This is a genomic window from Streptomyces sp. LBL, assembly GCF_029893585.1.
GTDB lineage: Bacteria > Actinomycetota > Actinomycetes > Streptomycetales > Streptomycetaceae > Streptomyces.
In genome coordinates this window covers 173899-199795 of sequence record NZ_JARXYX010000009.1, presented here as the reverse complement: position 1 = coordinate 199795, position 25897 = coordinate 173899, and the positions used below count along the sequence as shown (strand labels likewise).

Here is a 25897-nt window from a genome sequence, read left to right as displayed (position 1 = left end):
CCCCGTGCCTAGCGGATGTTCGGGTCGAAGGTGAAGATCACCAGCGTGCCCAGCAGGATGGTGAACACCGTGGCGGTGTAGAGCAGGCCCTTGAGCCACAGCCGGGTGCCCGGCCGCTCCGCGTAGTCGTTGATGATCGTGCGCAGGCCGTTGGCGCCGTGCAGCATCGCGAGCCACAGCATCAGCAGGTCCCAGACCTGCCAGAACGGGGACGCCCAGCGGCCCGCCACGAAGGCGAAGCCGATCTTGGAGACGCCGCCGTCGAGCACGAGCTGGATCAGCAGGTGGCCGATGACCAGGACGACCAGCACGATGCCGGACAGGCGCATGAACAGCCAGGCGGCCATCTCGAAGTTGCCCCGCGTGGACTTCGGGGACTTCTTGGTGCGCTGACGCGGGGCCTCGATCAGAGGGGCCGGGTTGTCGACGTCGTAGAGGGACCCGCCCTCGACGGGGCCGACCCCGGCCGCGGTGGTGTCAGTGGTGACGGTGTTGTTCGACATCGCGCGCGTCAGCTCCCGAACAGTTCACGAGCGGCGTGGCCGAGGACGGGGTAGATCGCCCCGAGCATCAGCACGACCCACACACCGGCGACGGCCCAGAACATCTGCTTCTGGTAGCGCGGGCCCTTCGACCAGAAGTCGACGGCGATGACGCGCAGGCCGTTGAGCGCGTGGAACAGGATCGCGGCGACGAGGCCGTACTCCAGGCACGCGACGAGCGGTGTCTTGTAGGTGGCTACGACCTTGTCGTAGTCCTCGGGCGAGACACGGACGAGCGCGGTGTCCAGCACATGGACGAACAGGAAGAAGAAGATGAGGACGCCGGTGACTCGATGAGCCACCCAGGACCACATTCCTTCCCGGCCGCGGTACAGCGTTCCAGCCGGCACGGAAGACCCTCCGGGAGCGGGGATTGGGGCCGCGCCGGCTTCTGTGTCGGACGGGCCAGGCCGGGTAGGTCCACCGGCCCCCAGCATCGTAGCGAGGCGCTGGCGCTGGGCTTACGCCGGGCCTACCGGTGTGATCAAAGTGGCACGCTTATGGGCCAGGCTTGACACCATCTGCGGTGGTTCGTGCGTGTTGCATGGCATCTGCAGGTATGCCGTCTACAGGTATGCCCTTTGCGGGTGCGTCGGGGCTGGTCGCGCGCGGGTCGTGGGCTGGTCGCAGGCGGGTGTGTCGGGGGCGGTCACGTGCGGGTGGGTCGGGGCTGGTCACGTGCGGGGCGTTGGGGCTGGTCGCGTGCAGGGGGTCGGGGCCGGTGTGCGGGTGCGTCGGGGCTGGTCGGGCCGCGCGGCGGAGTGGGTCACGCCCTGCGGCGGAGCCGCACAGGTCACAGCCCCGGGCCCCGGAGGCGGTCCACCAGGCGTCCCTTCGCCAGGCGCCGGAGTTCCTCGGCCGTGACGGCCCGTTCTTCCTCGGGATCGTTTGTCAATCGTGACCGGATGGCCGCCAGGAGGTGGTCGGGGAACTCCGAGGGAGGAATGCCGTCGAGGCAGATGGCGAACGTGTGTCCGAATCGGGCCTTGTAGGCCGACTGGGCGGCGCTCAGCGCCATCCGGGCGGCCGAGTACGCGTCGGCGGGCAGGGCGGGTAGGGATTCTCCGGCCAGGGCCTCGGCCAGGTCGGTCGCCGTGAGGTCGTACGCCGCCTCGTCCGACGCGGCCAGGAGGGCGTCGAGAGTGGGGTACGGGCGATGGGCGGTGAGGCGGCGGGCCCAGCGGAGGCTGCGGAGGCAGGTGAGGAGGAAGGGCTCCACCTCGTCGGCCCCGGCGGTGTTGAAGTGGTCCAGCGGGGCAGGTGGGGCGGGTGCGTTCCGGGCCTGCTCGGGCAGTGACGGTATGGCGACTCGGCCAGGGAGATGTGTGGGCGTCACGAGTGTTTCGGCAGATGATGGTGTGAGAGATGTGCCGTCACGTTATCGAGGGTGGACATGACGTGTCCGACGGATGCCCGCATTTCATCCGAACGGGAGAGCTTCAGAACGTGTGGTGGACGCATGCAGCGGTCGCGCGGGCTTAGGTTGGCGCCGTGAGTCAGCACAGGCGCCGGACACCGGCGAAGAGCGCGTTGAAACAGACGTGGGTGCTGGTCGTCGCGGTGGTTGTCGTGACGGTCGCGGCCGGCGTGAGCCTCGGGGTGTGGGCCACCGGGGGCGGCGGTGATGGCAGCGGGCCCGGGACGTCGGCAGGGCAGTCCTCCTCGGACACGTCCGGGGGTTCGTCCGCCGTCGGGTCCGGGGCCCCGAGCCCTACCCCCACCCGCTCCTACCCCTTGTCCAAGGCGCCCCGCACCATTCCCGCCGTCCGTGAGTTCACCGCGGCGCGCGGTCCCGGGTGGAAGCCGCAGAAGGGGCTGCGGGTGGTCGTGAACGACGGGGGCCTGGCCGACGAGGGGCGGCTGGTCGCCGGTGAGCTGGGGCTGACGTACGCGGGCGAGAAGGACGACGTGCGCGCCGGGGACGTACGGCTGTCGCTCAACGACGACGAAGGCGCGGACCCGGAGTCGTACACGATGACCGTGCGCGGGGGGCGGGTGAACATCAGCGGGCCGGCGGAGTCCGGGGTGTTCTACGGGACCCGGACGCTCAAGCAGGAGGTGCGTGGCGGCGGTACGGCGCCGGAGGGTGTCGTACGGGACGAGCCGGCGAAGCCGGTGCGCGGGCTGATGCTGGACATCGCGCGCAAGTACTTCACCGCGGGCTGGATCGAGGACCGGGTCCGGGAACTCGGCGATCTCAAGTTCAACCAGCTCGGGCTGCACTTCTCCGACGATCAGGGGTTCCGGATCGAGTCCGACTCCCACCCGGAGATCGTGTCCCAGGAGCATCTGACGAAGGCGCAGGTGAAGCGGATCGTCGCCCTCGCGGCCAGCCGGCACATCACCGTCGTGCCCGAGATCGACTCGCCGGGGCACCTGGGCGCCGTGATCGCCGCGCACCCGGACCTGCAGCTGCGCAACACGGGCGGCGTGGCGACCCGGGGCGCGGTCGACATCTCCAAGCCGAAGGCCGGTGAGATCGTCGACGACCTGCTGAACGAGTACGCACCGTTGTTCCCCGGCGGTCAGTGGCACCTCGGCGGCGACGAGTACCAGGCACTGACCGTGTCCGACCCGCAGGCGTCCTACCCGCAGCTGGCCACCGCCGCCAGGGAGGCCTACGGCTCCGGCGGCACCGTCTCCGACCTCACCACCGGCTGGCTCAACGACCGCGCCGACACGGTCCGCGCCCACGACAAGAGCCCCCGCGCCTGGAACGACGGCTTCTTCCGGGGTACGTCCGTGCAGGCCGACAAGGACATCCAGGTCGCGTACTGGACGGGCAAGGAGATCGGGGCGCGGACACCGGTGGAGTACCTGAGCACCGGACGCAAGCTCATCAACTACAACGACGAGTTCCTGTACTACGTGCTCGGGGAGCCGCTGACCTTCGTCTATCCGACCGGGCAGCGGATCTACGAACAGTGGACCCCGCTGGTCGTGCGCGACACACAGGCGGTGCCCGCGAAGTACAACGACCAGATCCTCGGCGGGTCCTTCGCGGTGTGGTGCGACCTGGCGAACGCCCAGACCCAGGCGCAGGTCGCGGCCGGCATCCGGATGCCGCTCAGGGCGACCGTGCAGAAGCTGTGGGACCCGGGGAAGCCCGAGCTGACCTGGACGGAGTTCCGGGCGCTCGCCGACCAGGTGGGGTGAAGCGGGCGTCCGGCGCGAAGTCCCCGGTGCCGGGTGCCGGGTGCCGGGTGCCGGGTGCCGGGTGCCGGGTGCCGGGTGCCGGGTGCCCGATGTCCGGCTGCTCGACGTGCCGCGTGCCGTGCCGGGGCCGACCTCGCCGCGGACGGGCTGGCCGAAAACCTCTTCTTCCGCCTGTTCGACCGGCTCGGCGTGGTGCCTTGTGGTGCCTCTGTGACATTCCCGGTCTGTCGCGCGCAGTAAGGGAATGTGCGGACTCCGTCAGGGATCACCGCCCGGCGAGGGAGGCGTGGGATGAGCCTGGTGGAACTGATCGCTCAGGCCGACGAGCGTGGTCTGGCAGTCAGCGGGTTGGCTTGTTTGGATCGGTGTCTACCCCTGCTGAGCGGTGACGACGAACTCCTGCGCCCCCTGTGGGCCGGCCTCGCCGACGGTGAGGACGCCGACGCCTGGGGCGAGCGGCTGGAGCAGATCCGCAGCAAGCTCGGCGACGGGGGCCTGGAGGAGCCGGGCGGTGACAGGGCCATCGGCATCGCGGCCGGCGACAACGCTGCCGTCGGCGGCCCTGCCGTCGGTGACGAGGCCGTGCTGCTCGCCCGTCGGATGCTCGCGGTCGCACCGCCCGTGCTCTCGGTCGCCGAGGTGCGGGTGTGGGCCGACGTCTGCTCGGTCGCCTTGCTCCGGATCCACCGGCTCCTCGGAGGTGCGGCACCCGGTGAAGCGGACGCCGCCTTGGCCGAAGCCGCCCTGGCCGACGCCCGCCGGGAGGGTCGTACGGAGGGCATGCCGCCGCTCGTCGCCGCCGAACTGCGCCGTCAGGTCGTCGTGCTGGAGCTGCTCGCGGAGCACGGCGCGGGCGGGCTGCGGCGGGCGCTGGAGGTGTCGACGGAGGGGCGGCGCGTGCTGCGCGCGGTGGTGTCGCGCAGGGCGCGCGGGAAGCGGGGCTGAGCGGTCACCGGCTCCGGGGGCCCTGACGCTCCGTGAGGCGTCGACCTCGTAAACCTCGCTGGTGGGCGAGTCCTGTGACCGTCGTGCGGTGGCGCTGGGGCGGTCCTGCACCGGTCCCGGGCAGTCCCCGGATCCGGGTGACGAATCGCTGAGCGATGACGCTTTCCGGGAGGTGACGACATACCAGGAGACCAGGCCCTCGGCTGCGGCGAAGCCGGTGCGGTGGGCGGCGGACGCGGTGGCGATGATGCGCGAGGGGGCGCGGCTGCGGCTCGACTACTCGGCGCAGAGTCTGTGGCGCGTCGACCGGATGATCGAGGGGATACGCAAGGAGGGAACGCCGTACGCCGCCGTGGAGAGCGTGCTGCGCGGCTTCGGTGCGTACGCCGGTGAGGTGATCGCCCGTCAGTCCGGAGCCGAGTGGTGGGCGACCGGTGGCGACCACTGGCTCCGCACCCCGGACGGCAAGCTGTGGGACCCGATCGACGAGGCCCGCCGAACCTTCGCGGGGGATGGCGGGTCGCTGCGGTTGCTGTGCAGGGACGCGGCACGAGGGGCCGTACGGCGGTAGAGCGGCCGGCGCCGACGCCGACGTCCGGTGGTGGCGCTCCATGCTGAACCAGTGCCCTGACCGGTGCTGTGGCCGGTGCCGTGACGTTTCTTGCTGTGACACTTCTGTGGGTTCCGGCGCTGATCACCGTGGGGGGCGGAGGCAGACGGCGGCTGTGCCGGGGGCCGCGGATCCGCCACGAACTCGGTACGGACGAGGACAGTTCTTGGGCCAGGGAGGGCAACCCCGACGCGCGCAGGCGTACGACGGGGAACTGGGCGCGGCCGTCGCGCGGGCCCAGCAGGGGGACGAGGCGGCCTTCGCGGTCGCCTACCGGATCGTGCAGCCCGGGCTGCTCGGGTATCTGCGCGGGATCGTCGGCGACGACGCCGAGGACGTGGCCTCCGACGCCTGGCTGGAGATCTCCCGGGACCTCGGACGGTTCAAGGGCGACGGCGCCGGGTTCCGGGGCTGGAGCGCGACCATCGCCCGGCACCGGGCGCTGGACCATCTGCGCCGGCAGCGGGTACGGCCGCGGGCGGCGACGCTCGAACAGGACATGCTGGAGCTGCCCGGGGCGAGCAGTACGCACGAACAGGCGCTGGAGTCCCTCTCCACGGAGTACGCCCTGGAGTTGGTCCGGGGGTTGCCGCGGGACCAGGCGGAGGCGGTGCTGCTGCGCGTGGTCGTCGGCCTGGACGGCCCGGCCGCCGCCCGAGTCCTCGGCAAGCGGCCCGGCGCGGTGCGCACGGCCGCGTACCGGGGGCTGAAGCGGCTGGCCCGCGAGCTGGGCGGCGAAATGGGCAGCGAAGGTGTGACGGATGAGGTCCCCCGGACGCTGGGGGAATCGACATGACGGACTACGGAGACCGGATCCCGGACGGCCGGACAGAGCCGAACAGGTACGGACAGGGCGGACACGGCATGGGTGAGCGACAGAGCGGCGAGGGGGCCCCCGGCCACCGCCGCGCGCACCCGGCGCCCGGTCCGATGCCCGGTGGTGCTGAGGCTCCGGGGCCCGGTTCGGGTGCCGTTCCGGCGTCTGGTTCCGTGCCCGGTTCGGGGGGCGAGCCGGTGCCCCGCTCTGCATCCGGCTCGCCCGGAATGGGTGACAGCTCCGACCTCGAAGCGCTGCTCGGTGCCGCGCTGCGTGGGGGGCGTGTCGACGGTGAGGGGGAGCGGCGGGCCGTGGCTGCGTTCCTGGCCGCTCGGGACGCGGGGGCGCATCGGGCACGTGGTCGGCGCCGGGACGACTGGCGGCCCCGTGAGCGGCGACGGGGTGCCCGTTCGGTGCGGGCCACGCTCTGCGTGGTGCTCGCGAGTCTCACGCTGGGAGGTGTCGCCTTCGCCACGATCGGAAGCGGGGGCTACGGCACGGACGGCGCGGGGGACCGGCCGAGCCGTCCGCAGTGGTCGACGAGCGGTGCCCAGCCCGGCCCGAGCGGTGGCTTGTCCTCCCCAGGCGCCCCCTCCGCCTCTGCCTCCGCGCCCGCGGACCGGCCGACCACCGCCAAAAGCACCGAGGCCCACTGCCGTGTCTACGAGCAGGTCCAGGGCCGCGGCAAGGCGCTGAACTCGACGGCCTGGCAGCGACTCGTCGCGGCCGCGGGCGGCGAGGCGAACGTCCACGCCTACTGCGCCGAACTACTGGCCGGGGCGACGTCCGACACCAAGCCGGGCAAGTCGAGCAAGCCGAAGAAGTCAAGCAAGCCGAAGAAGCTGAACAAGTCGAGCAATTCAAGCAAGCCGGACAAAGCGGGCCAGCCCAGCAATGCCGACGAAACGCCATCAGGGTCGGGTGGGAGCGTCGGCAACGGCCAGGACACCGGCAAGGCCGACGAGGCCACGGGGAAGAAGGAGTAACCCGGCGGTCAGCGGCGCGCCCCCGGCGTCTCGTCGTACAGCCACGGCGTCAGGTAGTACAACCACGGCGTCCAGGTAGTACAACCACGGTGTCCAGCCGTCCTGTTGTCCGCCCCGCTCGCAGACCCGCATCCCGCCACGCCAACGGCCGGGGCCGCCACCCCCCACAGGAGAGGCCCCGGCCGTCGTGCGGGACGGACCGCGCGGCGGTCCGTACTCCCTACAGCGTCGCGAGTGCGTTTTCTGTCACACCCTGCGTGTCCTTACCGCATCACAAGGTAGTTGCATCTTTTACGGACATGGACGAGCGGCGGTTTCAGGTCGTAACGTGCTTTTCGCGCCGGGGTTCGGAGGACACCTGACCACCGCAGCCATCTGCGGTCCCGAATACCGCAACCATCACAAAGAGGGAAGCACGGGTGCTGGGGGACGACGCGGAGATCACGGCCGCGGTGCTCGCGGCGCAGGACGGGGACGAGACCGCGTTCCGGACTGTGTACCGCGCCGTGCACCCGCGGCTGCTCGGCTACGTCCGCACCCTGGTCGGCGACCCGGACGCCGAGGACGTGGCATCCGAGGCCTGGTTGCAGATCGCCCGTGACCTGGACCGCTTCAGCGGGGACGCGGACCGCTTCCGCGGCTGGGCCGCCCGGATAGCCCGCAACCGCGCGCTGGACCACATACGCATGCGCGGGCGCCGCCCCGCGACCGTCGGCGACGAGACCGAGCTGACCGGCAAGCCCGCCGAGTCCGACACCGCGGGCGAGGCCATCGAGGCCCTGGCCACCGGCACCACGTTGTCCCTCATCGCCCGGCTGCCGCAGGACCAGGCCGAAGCCGTCGTACTGCGGGTGGTGGTGGGCCTCGACGCGAAGAGCGCTGCCAAGACGCTGGGCAAGCGTCCGGGTGCGGTACGGACGGCCGCGCACCGCGGTCTGAAACGGCTCGCCGAACTCCTCGACGGCGATCCGGAATCGGCCGGAGTGCTCGACGCCCTACCGCCCCAGCGAGAGCCGCGCGATGGTGCGGTGACGTCGGCGATGGTGACGCGTATGCACGCGCGGACGCAGAAGGACATGTGATGGCCGACGAGCAACACAGGTGGCTGGACCGCGAAACGGCGGAGCGTCTGCTGAGCGGAGAGCCCCTCGAAGGCGTCGGCACGGCCGCCCGCGACCAGGCCGAACGGCTCGCCAGAACACTGGACGCGCTCTCCGTGGAACCCTCGCGGACAAGCACCGAACTCCCCGGCGAGGCAGCCGTGCTGGCCGCCTTCCGCAAGGTACGCGCGGATCGTGTGGACGACTGGGGCAGTGAGCGTGCCGGTGAGCACACCGCCTCCGGGCATCGCTCCCGCCCCCGTCCCGCCGACGCCCCACTGGTCCGCATCGGCGTCCTGAACCGGCACGACTCGCGCCCCCGCCGGGGCCGGACCGTCCGCTTCGGACTGGTCGCCGCGCTGGCCGTCGGCATGGTCGGCGGTGTCGCGGTCGCGGCCGGAACCGGAGTCCTGCCGACGCGCTTCGGCGAAGCGGAACCGGACCCGGCCGCCTCGATCTCGGCCGCGGCGACACCGGACCGCCCGCTCGTCCCACCGTCGCCCGAGGTGGCCCCGCGGGACGAGCCCTCGCCCGACGGGGCCACCGGCAGCTCCGGCCAGGGAAGCTCGCGCGACACCGCACGGGGCGGCTCCGCCCCGGCCACCGGCACCACCACCGGCTCCGAGAGCCGGACCGGTGGACCGGGGCCCGCCTGGCCCGGGGCCCTCTCGGCCTGCCGCGACATACGCGACGGCAAGGGACTGACCGCCGACCGCAGGCACGCCCTGGAGAGCGCGGCGGGCGGATCGTCGTACGTGAAGAAGTACTGCAAGGGCGTACTGGCCGACAGTAAGGGCCAGACCAAGAAGGCCGACAAAGCCGATAAGGCCGACAAGGGCAGCAAGAACAGCAAGAGCGACAACGGCGACAAGAGCAAGAAGAGCAAGAAGAGCAACAAAGAAGACAAGAAGGCCAAGGAAGGCAAGGAGGGCAAGGGCGACAAGGCCGACAAGGACATGACGGCGCTGCCGGAACCCGGGACCCGTCGGTCACTCCCACGTACCGCACCCTCTGAGCGGCATGCCGTCTGGCCTGCGGTTTCTCAAGCGGAGGAAATTTTTTCGCGGAGGGTGTGACGTTTTGGGCCGGTGGGGCGCAGTAATGAGTGTGCCGACTGGTCATCGGCCGTAGCACTGAGCCGGGGTTCCCCCCGTACCTTCGGCTCGTGCACCTCGGCGCGGGCGGGACACGTTCCCCCGGTCCCGCCCGCGCCCACTTCAGCCGCTGGTCTCACCAGTACACGACGACCTTGTCGCCGTTCCTCACCTGCGCGAACAGCTCCGCGATCGCCGCTTCGTCCCGTACGTTGACGCAGCCGTGCGAGCCGCCGGAGTAGCCGCGGGCCGCGAAGTCGTACGAGTAGTGCACGGCCTGGCCGCCGCTGAAGAACATGGCGTACGGCATCGGCGAGTCGTAGAGCGTGGACACATGGTGGCGGGACTTCCAGTAGACGCTGAAGACACCTTCGCGGGTGGGTGTGTACTGCGAGCCGAAGCGGACCGGCAGCGTCATCACCGTGCGGCCGTCGACCATCCAGCGCAGCGTGCGGCTCTCCTTGTTGATGCACAGCACCCGGCCGGTCAGGCAGCGGGCGTCCGGCGCGGCGGCCGGCTGGCCGCCCATCAGGTACAGCTCCCACTTTCCCGGTTCGTGCGTCATCCGCAGCAGCCGCCGCCAGGTGACGCTGTCGGCCCGCCCGGTCTCTGGCAGCCCGCGCTTGCGCTGGAACCCTTTGACCGCCTGCTCGGTCAGGTCGTCGTACGTCCCCGTCGGCCCGTCGAAGAGCCAGGCGGCCTGCCGCAGCCGGGCCTGGAGCTCGCGGACGTCCCGCCCGCTGTCGCCCCGGGACCACAGGACCACGGGAGCCGGGACCACGGGAGCCGGGGCGCCGGGAGCCGGGGCGCCGGGAGCCGGGGCGCCGGAGGGCGGCGGGCTGCCGGGCTTGTCGTCTTCGGCCGGTGCCGTACGGCTGACCTCGATGTGGACCGGTGATCGGGAACGGCCCTCCCCGTCCGAGGCCTGCACGGTACAGCCGCACACCGTGACCAGGGCCGCCGTACCGGCCAGGACGGCGAGCGATCTCCGTATCCCATCCCCATCCCCGTCGCCATCCGCTTCTCCACCCCCGTCGCCATCCCCCACCCCATATCGGAACCCCTCTCCATATCTGAATCCCTCCCCATCCGCATGCCTGAGATGTTCCCCGCTGATGACGGCTCGCGAACAGCGCGGCATTGTTGTGACCGGGACCTCAATCACCCTGTGAGCAAGGTCCCAGCGTGCTCCTCTCCACGGGGTGCACGCACACCACTACAGTCCGTCGAAGAGTCGGACCGTAGTGGCTGACAGCTGATAACTGGCGAGCAACTGCTCAGCGGAAGGCAACACACCATGGCGCGCGAGTCGGAGTCCGGGCTGCCCATCGAGCCGGTGTACGGTCCGGAGGCCCTGGAGGGCTGGGAGCCGGCGGAGAAGCTGGGCGAGCCGGGGAAGTATCCGTTCACCCGGGGCGTGTATCCGTCGATGTACACGGGCCGCCCGTGGACGATGCGCCAGTACGCCGGTTTCGGTACGGCGACGGAGTCCAACGCCCGCTACAAGCAGCTGATCGCCAACGGCACGATGGGTCTGTCGGTCGCCTTCGACCTGCCGACCCAGATGGGCCACGACTCGGACGCGCCGATCTCCAGCGGCGAGGTCGGCAAGGTGGGCGTGGCGATCGACTCGATCGACGACATGCGGGTGCTGTTCGGCGGGATCCCGCTGGACAAGGTGTCCACGTCGATGACGATCAACGCCCCGGCCTCGCTGCTGCTGCTCCTGTACCAACTGGTCGCCGAGGAGCAGGGCGTGAGCGCCGACCAGCTCACCGGCACGATCCAGAACGACGTGCTGAAGGAGTACATCGCGCGCGGGACGTACATCTTCCCGCCCAAGCCCTCCCTCCGTCTGATCGCGGACATCTTCAAGTACTGCAGGGCCGAGATCCCGAAGTGGAACACGATCTCGATCTCCGGCTACCACATGGCGGAAGCGGGCGCGTCCCCGGCGCAGGAGATCGCCTTCACTCTCGCCGACGGCATCGAGTACGTGCGGACGGCGGTCGCGGCCGGCATGGACGTCGACGACTTCGCCCCGCGCCTGTCGTTCTTCTTCGTCGCCCGTACGACGATCCTGGAGGAGGTCGCGAAGTTCCGCGCCGCCCGCCGGATCTGGGCGCGGGTGATGAAGGAGGAGTTCGGCGCGAAGAACCCCAAGTCGCTGATGCTGCGCTTCCACACGCAGACGGCCGGCGTCCAGCTGACGGCCCAGCAGCCCGAGGTGAACCTGGTCCGGGTCGCGGTCCAGGGCCTGGCGGCGGCTTTCGGCGGCACCCAGTCCCTGCACACCAACTCCTTCGACGAGGCGATCGCACTGCCGACGGACAAGTCGGCCCGTCTGGCCCTGCGCACCCAGCAGGTCCTCGCCTACGAGACGGACGTGACCGCGACGGTCGACCCGTTCGCCGGCTCCTACGTGGTGGAGAAGATGACCGACGACGTCGAGGCGGCGGCGATCGGACTGATGGCGAAGGTGGAGGACCTGGGCGGCGCGGTCGACGCGATCGAGCACGGCTTCCAGAAGAGCGAGATCGAGCACTCCGCGTACCGCATCGCCCAGGAGACCGACTCCGGCGAGCGGGTCGTGGTCGGCGTCAACCGCTACCAGCTCGACGCCGAGGAACCGTACGAGCCCCTGCGTGTCGACCCCGCCATCGAGGCCCAGCAGGCCGAGCGGCTGGCCAAGCTGCGGGCGGAGCGGGACCAGGCGGCGGTGGACTCCGCCCTGGACGCCCTGAAGAAGGCGGCCGCGGGCGAGGACAACGTCCTCTACCCGATGAAGGACGCGCTGCGGGCCCGGGCGACGGTGGGCGAGGTGTGCAACGCGCTGCGGGGGGTTTGGGGGACTTACGTGCCGTCGGATGCGTTCTGAGCTGGTGATCACCTGTATGGGTGAAAAGCTGAACTCCACCGGCGCGAGCACGTGGAACTGCGGCAACAGGGTCTCCTGGGTCCTCCGTTCGCCCCTGTTCCAAGATCGGTGGAAGGACGGCTGCTCACACCTTCGCCAAGAGTGCGCGTGTCTCCGCTGCCGAAGCCGGGCCTGCCTTCAGGGAGAGGAACTCGGCTGGGGCGCTGCCGGCCGCCAGGGAGCCGAACGACCCGCTGGGAGCAGGAGTTCGAACAGGATTTTCTGGGTGCGCCACTGCGGCAGCATCCACGGCTCGGAGTACGACGAGTCCTCGGTCGCCTCCGCCGGGTCGAACATCCGGTGCTCGCCCAGTTGCTTCCCGTCCAGCCAGAGCATCCCGACCGGATAGAGGAGGTCAACGGACCTTCGCCAGCGCCGCCCGCAGCCGCGGTGTCAGCGGATTCTCGACGAACGTGTTCAGCAGCCAGGCCAGCAGCAGCATCGAGGCGATCGTCAGGAAGAACACCGCGGCCGACGGCAGCCCCAGCCCGATGTGCAGCTCGTGGATCACCACCCAGCCGAGGTGCTCGTGGACCAGGTAGAACGGGTACGTCAGCGCCCCGGCCACGGTCAGCCAGCGCCAGTTCGCCCAGTTGAGCCAGCCCAGCGCGATCGCCGCGACGGCCACGAAGCCGAAGGCGACGACGAGGACGATGCCGAGCGTGGTGCGGTGGGCGAAGGCGTTCGGGTTCGACGCGTTCCACAGGTCGGCCACCGCGTAGTGCTGTCCGATAAGGAAGCTGACCGCCACGATGCCCCAGGCGTAGACGTCCTTGCGGTCCCGGTGGGCCAGGTAGATGCCGACACCGCCGATGAAGAAGGGGGCGTACTCCGGCATGAACACGATGTCGAGCAGGGGCTGGTGCGCGCCCTGGGTGATCGCGGCCGCGAGGGTCCAGCCGGCGCAGAACATGATCACGCGGCGGCGGGAGGCCCCGGGCAGGACGACGCACAACGCGAACAGGGCGTAGAAGCGGACCTCGGCCCACAGGGTCCAGCACACGCCCAGCACCCGGTCGACGCCCAGCGGGTACTGAAGCATCGTCAGGTTCACCAGGGTGTCGCTCGGCGACAGTGCCTTGTACGTGACCATCGGCAGCGCGAACACCGCCGTGACCAGCAGCACCGCCGCCCAGTAGGCCGGCATCAGCCGGGACACGCGGGAGGCGAAGAACGCCTTCAGGGACCGGCCCCAGCCGCTCATGCAGATGACGAACCCGCTGATGACGAAGAAGACCTGGACGCCGAGGCAGCCGTAGGTGGCGAACAAGTGCAGGGTGGGGAACTGCTCCTTCGGTGAGCCGCCCCAGGCCCGGGTGACGTCGCCTTCGCGCCCGGCGTAGTGGTAGACCGCCACCATCAGAGCGGCGATGAGCCGCAGCCCGTCCAGGGCCCGGAGCCGGCTTTCCCGGCGCTTCGGCGCCGCCGGGAGCGGAGTGTTCAGTTCCGGAATGTGCACAGCCGCGGCGGACTGTGGCTTGGATGTGCTCACGACCGTTTCGGTCACGCTGATACCCCTCGCAGTACGCCGCGGGTTGTTTGGTGCGCGTTCCGGACCGAATGCGGTCGGGGCACCGGAGAAAACGTCAACGGGAATACTATGTCTTCACCCTGAGGACTTTTGTTCGGTGAGGTGACCGTTTACGTGTCCGTCGCCCAGGGTTCACCTGCACGCGGGAAATCCTTCGCGCTCTCTTCTCCGTCAGTCGGAATTCGGCAGCCGGGCCGAGCGATTGCCGTTGCCGGTCTGCATTACGGATCGCCTCTTTGCGGGCGGGCCGCCGTGATCGCGTCGGCGGCGAGCAGCTTGACGGGCCGTGATGCGCACCGGCACAACGGCCCGCGGACGCAGCGACGCAGCGACGCAGCGACGCAGCGACGCACCGGCGCAGCGACGCACCGGCGCAGCGACGCACCGGCGTCCTTCGTCTGTCGGCGGGTGGTGCTGGAGCGGGCCGCGTGCAGCAGGGCCGGGTCGGCGGCGCTGCGGCCGAGTGTGCCGGTGATGTGGACGGGCGGTCGGCGTCCGCTCAGGCGCTCAGGCGCTCAGCCGTCGGCGGTGGCCGGACCCCCGGACGCAGACGGCGGCCGGGGAGAAGAAGGGGAGAGGGAACTGTCGGCAAACACAGCGATACGCAAGGTGCGTCAACCGCTCAGAGCAGCGAGAACGCCTTCTTTCGAGTGAGGGGAACAGGGCTTCGTTCCCCTGGTGGTCGACCACCAGGGGAACGAAGGGGGAATCGCGTGCCGATGCTGTATGCGCTGTACATGCCGTATGTGCCGTATGTGCTGCATGTGCGCGAAGCTGTGGTGAATCAGCGCTGCACGGACTTACGGATCGCCCGGGCCCTGCGGACGACCCGCCGCGCGGTCGAGTTGCGCGGCAGGAACGCCAGCCGCTGTGGAATCCCACCCGGCAGACCCAGCGCGGTCAGCCGCTTCCGCTTGAAGTAGCGCCGGGTGCGCGGCCTGAAGCGCTTCGCGAGGTAGCGTTCCGCCGCCGGGCGCAGGGACGGGTAGATCTGCGGCTGCATGCTGAAGCCGACCGCGGTGACCAGGCCGTCGAGCTCGTCGGCCGGGATCGGGTCCTCGCCCGCCCTGCCCTCCAGGTCCGCCAGCACCGCGTCGGCGAGCAGGGCCGGCACCCGGTTGCTGTTCTGGTACGGCGTGAGCCGCTCCAGGAGCGACTCGGTGCCGATGCGGGCCACCGGAAGGTCGTAGAAGGCTGACGCCGTGAAGAGGGCCGTGGAGAAGCAGCCGACGACCAGTCCGGGCCGCGCCTGCTCGAACAGCGCCTCCGCCAGTACGGGTGTGTCCAGGACCGTGAGGTCGGCGCCGAGCTTCTCGGCCTCGGTCTCCAGGGCACGGCTGTAGCGGGCCGGCGCGGTGGGGTGCGGCTTGAACACCACGGACCGATGCCCGCGCTCGACCGCCCCGCGCATCATCCGCACGTGCAGGTCCTCCTCCTCCTCGGGGGAGAGGATGTTCAGCGCGGACAGGTACTGGCCGAGCAGCAGTGCCGCGTTGTCCGGCAGGGCGGGCAACGCGGAGACCGTCGCGGTGAGTTCGCCCATCACCTTCAGGAAGGCGGACGTCGGCACCACATGCGGCGGTACGTCGAACTCGGTCAGCAGCATCGGAGTCAGCCCCGGCACCAGGTCCAGGTGCAGCAGCCGGCGCACCCGGGTGCCGACCAGCGGGTCGAGCTTGTTGCGGGTGGGGCCGTAGCTCATCAGGCCGTCGGCGTAGACGTCGACGGGGGCGCCGGTGAACAGTTGGGCCACCGTGAGGGCGGGGGTGACCTGGATGGACTCCAGGGCCAGCTCCACACGGTCGTCGCCGAGGTTCCACAGGAGGCGCAGATAGCGCTCCCAAAGGGGGATGTCGTCGGCGCGCGGGGTCCAGGCTCCGGGGTGGAAGGGGCGGATGGTCTCGTTCCAGGACAGGACGTCGTCGAAGTGGGTGCGCAGCGGCTCGAAGCCCGGCATCTCGTCGAGCGACGGGGTGATCTCCGGGGTCGCGGAGTTGTTGAAGACCAGCAGCACCCGCCGGTCCGGCTCGGTGAACAGGTCGGATTCGATCGCGGCGGCCAGGGTGGCGACGCCGTACAGCGTCGAGGCGCAGAAGATCTGGGTGGTACGGGGCATCAGGAGGCCGCCTTCGCTGTGGTGACCCGGCGCCGCAGTCGTCGCAGCTTCGCGGAACGTTGCAGGTCCATGGTGTCGAGTACGTCACCGAGCACGTCCTGCGGCATGCGCTTGATCGCCGCCGCGCTCATCGCCCGCAGCTGCCTGGCCACGGACGGTTCCCACTTGGACTCGTCCGAGAGGTGGTGGGCGATGATCGCGCAGTAGGTGCGCATCGCTTTCGGCAGCAGACGGTCGGCGTCCGGGTCCGCGGCCGTCTCCTCGATCACCTGGTCGAAGGCGCGGATGAAGTCGAGCTGGCGGGCGTCGCCGATCTGGGTCAGCGAGGAGGCGACCCCGCGCCGGTAGAACACGCCCAGCAGGCCGACCACGGCGAACGACTCCGCCTCGCGGTGCAGCTTCCAGATCCACGGCCGGTCCTCGGCGGTGCGCAGCCCGTCGGTGAAGCGCAGCAGGCCCTGGTCGAGGAGGCGGCGGTGGTAGACGCCGGCCCAGGCGAAGGCGTAGTCCACCGAGGTCGACCGGTCGGCCGGCAGGATCGCCTCACGCGGGTTCAGCACCTCGTTCCTCCGCCCGACCGGGACCCGGTGCACGGACCGGGCGCGGGCGGTGGCCTGCACATGGTCGGTGCGGACGAAGTCGCAGCCCAGTCCCTCGATGGCCGACACCAGTTCCGAGAGGTGGCCGGGGGCCAGCCAGTCGTCGCCGTCCAGGAACGTCAGGTACTCGCCCTGTGCCGTGTCCAGGCCGGTGTTGCGCGCGGTGGCGAGCCCCCCGTTCTCCTTGTGACGGACGAGGCGGACCTGGGCGACCTCCGACAGCTCCTCGACGGCGCGTTCGAGAATGGCCGGGGTCTCGTCCTTGGACTTGTCGTCGACCAGCACGAACTCGAAGTCCTGCCGGGCGTTCAGGCGAAGACTTCGGAGAGTGTCCGGGGCGTATTGCTGCACGTTGTAGAACGGCACGATCACGGAAAGCTTTGGCACCTGCGAAACCCTAGGAGGCTGCCCGGCTGCGGAACTTTCCGGTACACGTACAGGGGGTGAACTCCATGTGTCGGAACGGTGCATCGCGTGTACTTTCCGCTTTTCGGCGGGCCAGTTCGGCTGCCGGTGGGCTGTTGTTAACTTTTCGTTGAGTCGCGGTTGGGCAGGACCTAAGAATTGCTTCCTAGCGTTTTCGTCGTGCCGTCAAGTACAACGAAGCCCCCGCGAATCGCCGTCCTCGCGGACTCGGACACCCGCTGGAAATGGGGTGCTCTGACCGCGGACCGCATCGCTCCGGGTCCGACCATGGAAGCCGCATCGCGCGAGGACACGCAAGTCCGCCCCGCGCTGAGCGGGTTCCTGCTGCGCGGCCGGGCCACGCCCACCCCCCGTCAGCTGGAGGAAGTGGGGGTGGTCGCCGACTCCCTGCGGGAGGTCACGGCCGTCGAGTTCCTGCGCGCCATGGCCGAGGAGTCGTACGACATCGTCGTACTCGCCCTCGTCGGCGGTGGGGTGCAGGCGATGCTGCACGGCCTCAAGCGGGTGTGGGAGGGCCGGGAGAAGCGGCCCGTCGTCGTCACCGGCTATGTCGGCGTCGTCTACGAGAAGCTCGCCGACGGCCTGCTGCTGCGGCACGGCGCCGACGTCGTCCTCGCCAACTCCCGCCAGGACGCCGAACGGTTCCGCGCGGTGTACGACGGTGTGGGCGCCGACTCCTCGTCGGTGACCGAGGTGGCTCTGCCGTTCCTCGGCGGCGACCCCTACACCGGCGAACACGACCCGTACACCGTGGTCTTCGCGGCCCAGCCGTCCGTGCCGGACAGCCGTAAGGACCGCACCTACCTGCTGGAGCGACTGGTCCGGCACGCGCGGCTGCACCCCGAGCGCGAGGTGCTGCTCAAGCTGCGCTCCAAGCCGGGCGAACACACCACCCACATCGAGGAGTTGCCCTACCAGAAGCTGGTGCAGCGGCTCGACCCGCCGGCCAACTTCCGCATGGTCTACGGCAACATGGGCGAGGTCCTCGACCGGACCGACCTGCTGGTGACCATCAGCTCCACGGCCGCCCTCGAGTCACTGCACCGCAGTATCCCCACCGTCGTCCTCACCGACCTCGGTGTGCGCGAGGTGCTCGGCAACCACCACTTCGTCGGCTCGGGGTGCCTCGCCTCCTGGGACCAGCTGGACGACGGCCACCGGCCGGCGCCGGACGAGGAGTGGGTGGCCCGGCAGGGCGTCGTCGCCGGGGGGCCCTCCTCCGGGGGAGGCTCCTACGCCCACGCCTTCGACGTGGCCCGCGAGCGCATCGCCAAGCTGCTCGACCGGCCCGGCGGTCTGCCGCCGATGACCCCGTACTACACCCCCGCCACGGCGCCCGGCTATCTGCCCGGCCTCCTCGCCCGCCACCACCTCGGCCCGGACGGCTCCCCGCTGCCCGGCGCCCCCGCCGCCGACAGGGAGCCGGGCCCGGTCCGGCAGATCGTGCGCCGGGCGGCGCGCGGCGCCTACCGGCACGGCGTGCAGCGGGTCGCTCCCGTCATCCGGCGGATGGGGGAGCTGTGATGACCTCTCTTCAAGGAGTAGACCCCATGTCCCACCCGGCAGCGGGCCACGGCGCATCGGCACGCCGGGTGCTCGCGGTGATCCCCGCGCGCGGCGGCTCCAAGGGCGTGCCCGCGAAGAACCTGGCCTCCGTCGGCGGTGTCCCGCTGGTGGCGCGGGCGGTGCGCGAGTGCCGCGCGACCCGGCTGGTGACGGACGTGGTCGTCTCCACCGACGACCAGGCCATCGCGGCCGCCGCCCGCCAGGCCGGCGCGGAGGTCGTGCTGCGGCCCGCCGCCATCGCCGGCGACCTGGCGACCTCCGAGGCCGCGGTCCTGCACGCCATGGACGCCCACGAGGCCCTGCACGGGGCGGCCGTCGACGTCGTACTGCTCGTGCAGTGCACCAGCCCGTTCATCCTCCGCGAGGACATCGACGGGGTGGCCGGCGCGGTCACCGAGAACGGCGCCGACACCGCCGTGACCGTGGCCCCGTTCCACGGCTTCATCTGGCGCGACGCCGACTACGCCGACGACACGGCCAACTCCGGTGAGGTGACCGGCGGTTACGGCGTCAACCACGACAAGTCCTTCCGCCCCCGCCGCCAGGACCGCCCCCAGGACCTCCTGGAGACCGGCGCCGCCTACGCGATGGAGGCGGCGGGCTTCCGCAAGCACCAGCACCGCTTCTTCGGCCACACGGAACTGGTCCGCACGGATCCGGCCCGCGTGCTGGAGATCGACGACCCGCACGAGCTGGCCCGCGCCCGCGCGCTGGCCCCCCTCTTCGACGCGGACCTCCCCCACTCTCGACTTCGCTCGAGCGGGGGGACCCCCATCGGTTCGCTGCCGACCGCCGACGACATCGACGCGGTCGTCCTGGACTTCGACGGCACCCAGACCGACGACAGGGTGCTGATCGACGCCGATGGAAAGGAGTTCGTCTCCGTGCACCGCGGAGACGGCCTCGGCATCGCCGCTCTGCGCAAGAGCGGCCTGAACATGCTGATCCTCTCCACGGAGCAGAACCCGGTCGTCGCCGCCCGGGCCCGGAAGCTCAAGATCCCGGTCCTGCACGGCATCGACCGGAAAGACCTCGCGCTGAAGCAGTGGTGCGAGGAGCAGGGCATCGCGCCTGAGCGCGTGCTCTACGTCGGCAACGACGTCAACGACCTCCCGTGCTTCGCCCTCGTGGGCTGGCCCGTGGCGGTCGCGAGCGCCCACGACGTCGTGCGCGGCGCCGCACGCGCGGTCACCACCGTCTCCGGCGGCGACGGCGCGCTCCGAGAGATCGCCAGCTGGATCCTCGGCCCTTCTCTCGACTCCCTCCACAAGTAAGGACAGTTTTTTCCATGAGCACCAACTCCCGTCTGCGCCAGTTCGGTTCGAAGACCGCCGGTCCCGGTCACCCCGTGTACATCACCGGCGAGATCGGCATCAACCACAACGGCGACCTGGAGAACGCGTTCAAGCTGATCGACGCGGCCGCGGAGGCCGGCTGTGACGCCGTCAAGTTCCAGAAGCGCACCCCTGAGATCTGCACCCCGCGCGACCAGTGGGACATCGAGCGCGACACCCCCTGGGGCCGGATGACGTACATCGACTACCGCCACCGCGTGGAGTTCGGCGAGGCCGAGTACCGCCAGATCGACGAGCACTGCAAGAAGCGCGGTATCGACTGGTTCGCCTCCCCGTGGGACACCGAGGCCGTCGCCTTCCTGGAGAAGTTCGACGTCCCCGCCCACAAGGTGGCCTCCGCCTCCCTGACCGACGACGAGCTGCTGCGCGCGCTGCGCTCCACCGGCCGTACGGTCATCCTCTCCACCGGCATGTCCACCCCGAAGCAGATCCGTCACGCGGTCGAGGTCCTCGGCTCGGACAACATCCTGCTCTGCCACGCCACGTCGACCTACCCGGCCAAGGCCGAGGAGCTCAACCTGCGCGTGATCAACACCCTGCAGGCCGAGTTCCCGAACGTCCCGATCGGCTACTCCGGCCACGAGACCGGCCTGCAGACCACGCTGGCCGCGGTCGCCCTCGGCGCCACCTTCGTCGAGCGTCACATCACTCTGGACCGCGCGATGTGGGGCTCCGACCAGGCCGCCTCCGTCGAGCCGCAGGGCCTCACCCGCCTGGTGCGCGACATCCGCACCATCGAGGCCTCCCTCGGTGACGGCGTCAAGAAGGTCTACGAGTCCGAGCTCGGCCCGATGAAGAAGCTGCGCCGCGTCAGTGGCGTCGTCGCCGAGGCGGAGATCGCCGCGGCCGCGGGTGAGCCGGTCTCGGTCTGAGCCCACGCTCCCGGAGAACCACCCCCAGAGAAGCACCGTTAGAGAACCACCCCCCGAGAAACACCCTCAGAGAATCACTCACGACGGGACGGTCGTCCGTAGATGAGCCCCCGCGCCGGGTCCGCCGACCCCCGCACCCTCGCCTTCGTGGAGAGTCCGGTACAACTGCTGAACGTGCTGGAGTGGGCGCACGAACACGCGCTCACGCGGGAGCACGCGCACGTGTCCGGCGCGGGGCTCACCCTCGTCGTCCTGTCCCCGATCGATCCCATGACCCGCGGCCAGCTGCGCCGCATGTCCGAACTCGCCCGCGAGGACGGCCACGAGGTCCGCTGGGAGGAGGCGCGGGGCGGCGCGATGGCCCCGTTCCACACCATCGGCGGCCTGACCGGCCTGCTCCGCCGGGCCGACCGGATCGTCCTGGGCGACCCCTTCTCCCGTTACGTACAGCTGCTGCTGACCATCACCCGGGCCCGCGACCTGGTCGTGGTCGACGACGGCACGGCGACCATGGAGTTCGTCGCCCAGCTCGCCAGCGGTGAGCGCCTGGTGCGCTGGCACCGCAAGGGCGGCCGCCCCGGCCTCCGCGACCTGGTCTTCGCCCCGGTGTCCTCGGTGGCCCGCAGACGGCTGACGCCCAGCGACAAGCGCCGGGTGGAGATCTTCTCCTCGATGCCGATGGAGGCGCCTCCGGCCGGTGTCACGGTCACCGCCAACACCTTCGCCTGGACCCGGGCCCGCTTCGGCCCGCCCCGCATCACCAAGGGCGCGGACATGGTCGGCACCTCGCTGGTGGAGACGGGGGTCGTCGACGGCGACCGCTATCTGGTGGCCGTCCAGACCCTGGCCAAGGCCCACGGCGCGACCCGCTACTTCGCCCACCGCCGCGAGAGCACCGAGAAACTCCACCGGCTGGCCGTCGAGACGGGCCTGGAGATCGTCCGCCCGGACCTCCCGCTGGAGCTGATCGCCCGCCGCGGCCCGATCGGCCGCACCATCCTCAGCTTCCCCTCGACCGTCGTCCACACCCTCCCGCTCGCCCTGGTCGGCACGGAGGTGAAGGTCGCGGTCTGCGACATCGACCCCGAATGGCTGACGGAGAACGCCTCACCGAGGGCCCAGGGCTTCCTGTCGGGGGTGACGGGGACGGCCCGCGATGTGACCCGCTTGTCGGCGGTCACGGCGGTCACGGCGGTCACGGCGGTCACGGCGGTCACGGCGGTCTGAGGACCAGGACGCGCGTCTCTCGCCGTCCAGGAGCCGTCCAGGGGCTGGCCAGGAGCTGTCCTGCTCAGGCCGACAGCCGGTCGACCAGCTGTCGGCCGTCACGGCCGTGTCTGTCGGGGCCGTCACGGCGGCGTGAGGGCCCCTACGCAGGCTTCCTGGCCAGAACGAACGCGCGCGGGCGCGCCTCGTCCTCGTACGGCTCCCGTAGTACCCGGGCCTCCACCCGCAGGTCCGCCTTGGCGAGGTGGGCGGCCACGGTCTCCGGGGAGCGCACGTGGTAGTCGAGCGAGATCTCCCGGCCGAAGCGTTCCGCGAGGTGCAGACGGTCGTCCTCGTCGCCCGACTGGAAGCAGAGAAGGATGTGCCCGCCGGGCGCCAGGACCCGGTGGAACTCGGCGAACGTGCCCGACAGGCGCTCGTCGGGGACGTGGATGATCGAGTACAGGGCGACGATCCCGCCGAGGGTCCCGTCCGGCAGGTCCAGGTCCGTCAGCGAACCCACATGGAAGCGCAGCCCGGGATGGGCCAGGCGGGCCAGCTCCACCATCCGGGGCGAAAGGTCGACCCCGAAGACCGGCAACCCCAGCGCGGACAGCCGGGCGGTGACGTACCCGGGGCCGCTGCCGAGGTCCGCCACAGGGGCCGATCCGGTCTCGCGGACCAGCTCGGCGAACGCGGTGAACAGGCCACGCTCCAGGGGTCTGTCGCCGAGCCCGTCGGGATGCCGCTCGCTGTAGGCGTCGGCGATCGCGTCGTACGAGCTTCGGGTGGCCTGTATGAAGTCCGGGGTCTCGTCACTCACGCTGCCGCACCCTAGCCGCCCCACCCCGACCGGCGCGGGCAGTTCACCAGGGCTGCGCGCAGAGTTTCCGGGGCCTGGGCAGGCCGCGTCATGGGGTGAGGGTGCCCGCTGCGGGCGGCCCGGGTACGTAGCGTCGCGCGGCCGTCGCCCGGCGGGGTGATTCCGGGATGCGGGCCCGTGCCCCCTCCCGCATGGTCCCGACAGGTGAACAGATCGGCTTCTTTTCGGCCAGGCGTGGTATCCGTGGAGGAAGGGATGGGGGCCGCTCGGCATCCGCTCGGCCGGAAAATCCGGTGAGTTTACCCACCCCGAACGGTACATATGCGTCCGGCGGTCAGATTTTCTTCCGCTGACGGGCTGATCTTTTGTTGATCGAGGTCCGTTCAGCGGGTCGGGCGTCCTACCCTTCAGAGGGTGAAGCCATTGATGTCCCTAGAGTCCGAGGCCGATCTTCCCGGGGAAGCGCTGCTTCCCGGAGCGCTTCCCGAGGCGCTCCGTGCCGAGCTCGTCGCCTTCCGCCGCGACCTGCACATGCACCCCGAGCTCGGCAACCAGGAATTCCGCACGACCGCGGCGATCAAGGAACGGCTGGAGAGGGCCGGGCTGAGGCCACGCGTACTCGCCGTCGGGACCGGCCTCGTGTGCGACATCGGCGAGTGGGACGGGAGCAGGCCCATGCTCGCCCTCCGCGCCGACATCGACGCCCTGCCCATCCCGGACATGAAGACGGAGTGCTCGTACCGCTCCACCGTGCCGGACCGCGCCCACGCCTGCGGACACGACGTGCACACGACCGTCGTGCTGGGCGCCGGCCTCGTGCTCGCCGAGCTGCACCGCCAGGGCCTGCTGCCCCGGCCCGTGCGGCTGGTCTTCCAGCCCGCCGAGGAGGTGCTGCCCGGCGGCGCCGCCGACGCCATCGCCGACGGTGTCCTCGAAGGCGTGGGACGGATGATCGCCGTGCACTGCGACCCCCGGGTCGACGCCGGACGGATCGGGCTGCGTGAAGGGTCGATCACCTCCGCCTGCGACCGGCTGGAGATCGCCCTCGACGGCCCCGGCGGCCACACCGCCCGCCCCCACCTCACCACCGACCTCGTCACGGCCGCCGCCCGCGTCATCACCGACGTGCCCGCCCTCGTCGGCCGCCGCGTCGACACCCGCGCCGGGCTCGCCGTGACCTGGGGCCGGATCGAGTCGGGCCACGCCCCGAACGTCATCCCGCAGCACGCCGAGCTCTCCGGGACGGTGCGCTGCCTGGACATCGACGCCTGGCGACAGGCCCCCGACATCGTGGTCGCAGCGATCGACGAGGTCGCCAACCTGCACCGGGCCAAGTCGGAGATCAACTACGTGCGCGGAGTCCCGCCCGTGGTCAACGACGCCGAGGTGACCGGGCTGCTCCGCAGCGCCATGACCGCCCGCCGGGGCGCCGAATCCGTCGAGGACACCGAGCAGAGCCTCGGCGGCGAGGACTTCTCCTGGTACCTCCAGCACATCCCCGGCGCCATGGCCCGCCTCGGCGTCCGCACCCCCGGTGAACGCACGGTGCGCGACCTCCACCAGGGCGACTTCGACGCCGACGAGTCGGCGATCACGGTGGGCGTGGAGCTGTTCACGGCGGCGGCGTTGGTGGACGCGGCCGAGCGGTGACGCGGCCGAGCTGACACGACCGAGCGCCGACACGACCGGAGTGGTGACACGACCGGAGTGGTGACGACGGCCCTCGGGCGGGGCGGACGATCCCTTCGGGTTGGGCGGACAGGCTTTCGGGCTCCGCGGGCGAGCCCTTCGGGTTGCGCGGACGGGCGGGGTGGGTGGATGGCCCTTCAGGTGGGGCGGAACGGCCCTTGCGAGGGCCGTTCCGCCGCCCAGCGCAACACACTTGTAAGCCAATCGTGAACTACCCGCAACGCACGGTGTGAAGCGGCAAGACCCTGAGTTCAGATGCCGTTTGCCTCGAATCGATAACGGCTTTGGAAGAGGTCTTTTTCTGACATCTACGCGCGTTACGATGCCGCGAAGCCGACGCCGCAGGGGCGTCCGGGCCCGAGCATCGACAAGGTGCTCACATGAAGCGCCGAAGATGGCGCTCAGGTCAGGTGAAGGAGCCTCCCGTGCGCCGGGTAGCAAAGCTTTCCGCTGCGTGTATAGCATCCGCAGCTCTCGCAATGACTGCCACTGCCTGTGGCAGCACCTCCGCCGACAACGAGGGTTCCTCGTCGTCCTCCTCCGGCGGCGACGGCGTCAAGATCGGTCTCGCCTTCGACGTCGGCGGCCGCGGTGACCGTTCCTTCAACGACTCCGCCGCGCGCGGGGCCGACAAGGCCAAGACCGAGTTCGGCGGCTCGATCAAGGAGTTGACCGCCAAGACCTCCGACACCGAGGCCGACCGCGAGCAGCGCCTGTCGGACCTGGCCGACGCCGGTTACAACCCGATCGTCGGTGTCGGCTTCTCCTACGCCACGTCCATGGGCAAGATCGCCGCGAAGTACCCGAAGGTCAGCTTCGGCATCGTCGACTCGGTGGTGGACGCCAAGAACGTCGACAGCATCACCTTCACCGAGGAGCAGGGCTCCTACCTGGCCGGTGTGGCCGCGGCGCTGAAGACCAAGAAGAGCCACGTCGGCTTCGTCGGGGGCGTCGACACCCCGCTGATCAAGAAGTTCGAGGCGGGTTACGTCCAGGGCGTCAAGGACACCAAGCCGAAGGTCAAGGTCGACGTCCAGTACCTGACCCACGGCTCCGACCTCTCCGGCTTCTCCAGCCCCGACAAGGGCAAGGAGGCCGCGTCGGGCATGCTCGACAACGGCGCCGACGTCGTCTACACGGCGGCCGGCTCCTCCGGCAACGGTGCGATCGAGGCCGTCTCCGGCGTCAAGGGCACCTGGGCGATCGGCGTGGACTCCGACCAGTACAACGTCCCCGGCCTGGCCAAGTACAAGGCCTCGATCCTGACCTCGATGGTCAAGAACGTCGACGTCGGTGTCTACGACTTCATCAAGTCCGTCCATGACAGCAAGCCGCTGGCGGGCCAGAACAACTACTCGCTCGCCAAGGGCGGTGTCTCGCTGGCCACCAGCGGCGGCTTCATCGACGACCTCAAGTCCCAGCTGGACGCGGCCAAGAAGAAGATCGTCGACGGCACCATCAAGGTCAAGACCACCCCGTGACCTGACGGTTCCGCCGGACCACGGCTCGGCGAGGGGGTACGGCCACCCCCACGCCGGGCCATAACA

General features: G+C 70.5%; 23 protein-coding genes. 14 read left to right on the top strand and 9 right to left on the bottom strand.

The window, feature by feature from the left end; translation table 11 throughout:
* Nucleotides 1-8: 8 nt before the first annotated feature.
* From M2271_RS13680 to M2271_RS13670, 3 genes are all read right to left on the bottom strand, one after another.
* Entirely contained in the window at nt 9-503 is a 495-nt protein-coding gene (locus tag M2271_RS13680; protein ID WP_280887441.1) for a succinate dehydrogenase hydrophobic membrane anchor subunit, read from the bottom strand.
* Between the two features lie 8 nt (nt 504-511).
* The gene (sdhC, locus tag M2271_RS13675) at nt 512-892 is read right to left on the bottom strand and encodes a succinate dehydrogenase, cytochrome b556 subunit (protein WP_280887440.1); all 381 of its coding nucleotides are present in this window, start codon (nt 890-892) and stop codon (nt 512-514) included.
* Between the two features lie 443 nt (nt 893-1335).
* Nucleotides 1336-1878, bottom strand: coding sequence for a 2-oxo-4-hydroxy-4-carboxy-5-ureidoimidazoline decarboxylase (locus M2271_RS13670; RefSeq protein WP_280887439.1), 543 nt, complete (start codon nt 1876-1878; stop codon nt 1336-1338).
* 155 nt (nt 1879-2033) lie between these two features.
* Between M2271_RS13670 and M2271_RS13665 the strand changes: the two genes are divergently transcribed.
* The 7 genes from M2271_RS13665 (at nt 2034) to M2271_RS13635 (ending at nt 9232) form a co-directional block, all read left to right on the top strand.
* Nucleotides 2034-3698: a family 20 glycosylhydrolase gene (locus M2271_RS13665; protein WP_280887438.1), complete on the top strand. Its 1665-nt coding sequence runs from the start codon at nt 2034-2036 to the stop codon at nt 3696-3698.
* Nucleotides 3699-3989: 291 nt separating this feature from the next.
* Nucleotides 3990-4643, top strand: a complete 654-nt coding sequence (locus M2271_RS13660; RefSeq protein WP_280887437.1) for a hypothetical protein — start codon at nt 3990-3992, stop codon at nt 4641-4643.
* 172 nt (nt 4644-4815) lie between these two features.
* Complete coding sequence (locus M2271_RS13655) at nt 4816-5214, top strand: hypothetical protein (protein WP_280887436.1); 399 nt, start codon at nt 4816-4818, stop codon at nt 5212-5214.
* Between the two features lie 205 nt (nt 5215-5419).
* A complete protein-coding gene (locus tag M2271_RS13650; protein WP_280887435.1) occupies nt 5420-6049 on the top strand; it encodes an RNA polymerase sigma factor in 630 nt (209 codons plus the stop codon).
* A 218-nt stretch (nt 6050-6267) separates the two neighbouring features.
* Nucleotides 6268-7056 (top strand): hypothetical protein, encoded by a 789-nt coding sequence (locus M2271_RS13645; protein WP_280887434.1) that lies wholly within the window; start codon nt 6268-6270, stop codon nt 7054-7056.
* A 419-nt stretch (nt 7057-7475) separates the two neighbouring features.
* The gene (locus tag M2271_RS13640; RefSeq protein ID WP_280887433.1) at nt 7476-8138 is read left to right on the top strand and encodes an RNA polymerase sigma factor; all 663 of its coding nucleotides are present in this window, start codon (nt 7476-7478) and stop codon (nt 8136-8138) included.
* Complete coding sequence (locus tag M2271_RS13635; protein WP_280887432.1) at nt 8138-9232, top strand: hypothetical protein; 1095 nt, start codon at nt 8138-8140, stop codon at nt 9230-9232. Before M2271_RS13640 ends, M2271_RS13635 begins: the two co-directional genes overlap by 1 nt.
* Nucleotides 9233-9386: 154 nt before the next feature.
* On the opposite strand, the gene M2271_RS13630 is transcribed toward M2271_RS13635, so the two are convergent.
* Nucleotides 9387-10244 carry a L,D-transpeptidase family protein gene (locus M2271_RS13630; protein WP_280887504.1) on the bottom strand — a complete coding sequence of 286 codons (858 nt, stop codon included), beginning with the start codon at nt 10242-10244 and terminating at the stop codon, nt 9387-9389.
* A 303-nt stretch (nt 10245-10547) separates the two neighbouring features.
* On the opposite strand from M2271_RS13630, the gene M2271_RS13625 reads away from it, so the two are divergent.
* Entirely contained in the window at nt 10548-12128 is a 1581-nt protein-coding gene (locus M2271_RS13625; protein WP_280887431.1) for a methylmalonyl-CoA mutase family protein, read from the top strand.
* Between the two features lie 177 nt (nt 12129-12305).
* Here the strand turns inward: M2271_RS13625 and M2271_RS13620 are convergent, their stop codons facing one another.
* The 4 genes from M2271_RS13620 to M2271_RS13605 all read right to left on the bottom strand — a co-directional run bounded on the left by M2271_RS13620 (nt 12306) and on the right by M2271_RS13605 (nt 16800).
* On the bottom strand, nt 12306-12503 hold the full coding sequence (locus M2271_RS13620; protein WP_280887430.1) for a hypothetical protein: 198 nt from the start codon (nt 12501-12503) through the stop codon (nt 12306-12308).
* A gap of 19 nt (nt 12504-12522) precedes the next feature.
* Nucleotides 12523-13626: an acyltransferase gene (locus M2271_RS13615; protein ID WP_280887503.1), complete on the bottom strand. Its 1104-nt coding sequence runs from the start codon at nt 13624-13626 to the stop codon at nt 12523-12525.
* Nucleotides 13627-14482: 856 nt separating this feature from the next.
* A complete protein-coding gene (locus M2271_RS13610) occupies nt 14483-15814 on the bottom strand; it encodes an alpha-2,8-polysialyltransferase family protein (RefSeq protein ID WP_280887429.1) in 1332 nt (443 codons plus the stop codon).
* The gene (locus tag M2271_RS13605; RefSeq protein ID WP_280887428.1) at nt 15814-16800 is read right to left on the bottom strand and encodes a glycosyltransferase family 2 protein; all 987 of its coding nucleotides are present in this window, start codon (nt 16798-16800) and stop codon (nt 15814-15816) included. Before M2271_RS13605 ends, M2271_RS13610 begins: the two co-directional genes overlap by 1 nt.
* A gap of 198 nt (nt 16801-16998) precedes the next feature.
* Here M2271_RS13605 and M2271_RS13600 point away from each other — a divergent pair, with 198 nt between their 5' ends.
* The 4 genes from M2271_RS13600 (at nt 16999) to M2271_RS13585 (ending at nt 21859) form a co-directional block, all read left to right on the top strand.
* Nucleotides 16999-18363 carry a DUF6716 putative glycosyltransferase gene (locus M2271_RS13600; protein ID WP_280887427.1) on the top strand — a complete coding sequence of 455 codons (1365 nt, stop codon included), beginning with the start codon at nt 16999-17001 and terminating at the stop codon, nt 18361-18363.
* 26 nt (nt 18364-18389) lie between these two features.
* Nucleotides 18390-19679: an N-acylneuraminate cytidylyltransferase gene (locus M2271_RS13595; protein WP_280887426.1), complete on the top strand. Its 1290-nt coding sequence runs from the start codon at nt 18390-18392 to the stop codon at nt 19677-19679.
* Nucleotides 19680-19693: 14 nt separating this feature from the next.
* Nucleotides 19694-20632, top strand: coding sequence for an N-acetylneuraminate synthase family protein (locus M2271_RS13590; protein ID WP_280887425.1), 939 nt, complete (start codon nt 19694-19696; stop codon nt 20630-20632).
* A 102-nt stretch (nt 20633-20734) separates the two neighbouring features.
* Nucleotides 20735-21859 carry a hypothetical protein gene (locus M2271_RS13585; protein ID WP_280887424.1) on the top strand — a complete coding sequence of 375 codons (1125 nt, stop codon included), beginning with the start codon at nt 20735-20737 and terminating at the stop codon, nt 21857-21859.
* Between the two features lie 142 nt (nt 21860-22001).
* Here M2271_RS13585 and M2271_RS13580 read toward each other — a convergent pair whose 3' ends face one another.
* On the bottom strand, nt 22002-22661 hold the full coding sequence (locus M2271_RS13580) for a class I SAM-dependent methyltransferase (RefSeq protein ID WP_280887423.1): 660 nt from the start codon (nt 22659-22661) through the stop codon (nt 22002-22004).
* A gap of 426 nt (nt 22662-23087) precedes the next feature.
* On the opposite strand from M2271_RS13580, the gene M2271_RS13575 reads away from it, so the two are divergent.
* Both M2271_RS13575 and M2271_RS13570 read left to right on the top strand, forming a co-directional pair.
* A complete protein-coding gene (locus M2271_RS13575; protein WP_280887422.1) occupies nt 23088-24311 on the top strand; it encodes a M20 family metallopeptidase in 1224 nt (407 codons plus the stop codon).
* A 464-nt stretch (nt 24312-24775) separates the two neighbouring features.
* A complete protein-coding gene (locus M2271_RS13570) occupies nt 24776-25831 on the top strand; it encodes a BMP family ABC transporter substrate-binding protein (protein ID WP_280887421.1) in 1056 nt (351 codons plus the stop codon).
* Nucleotides 25832-25897 lie beyond the last annotated feature (66 nt).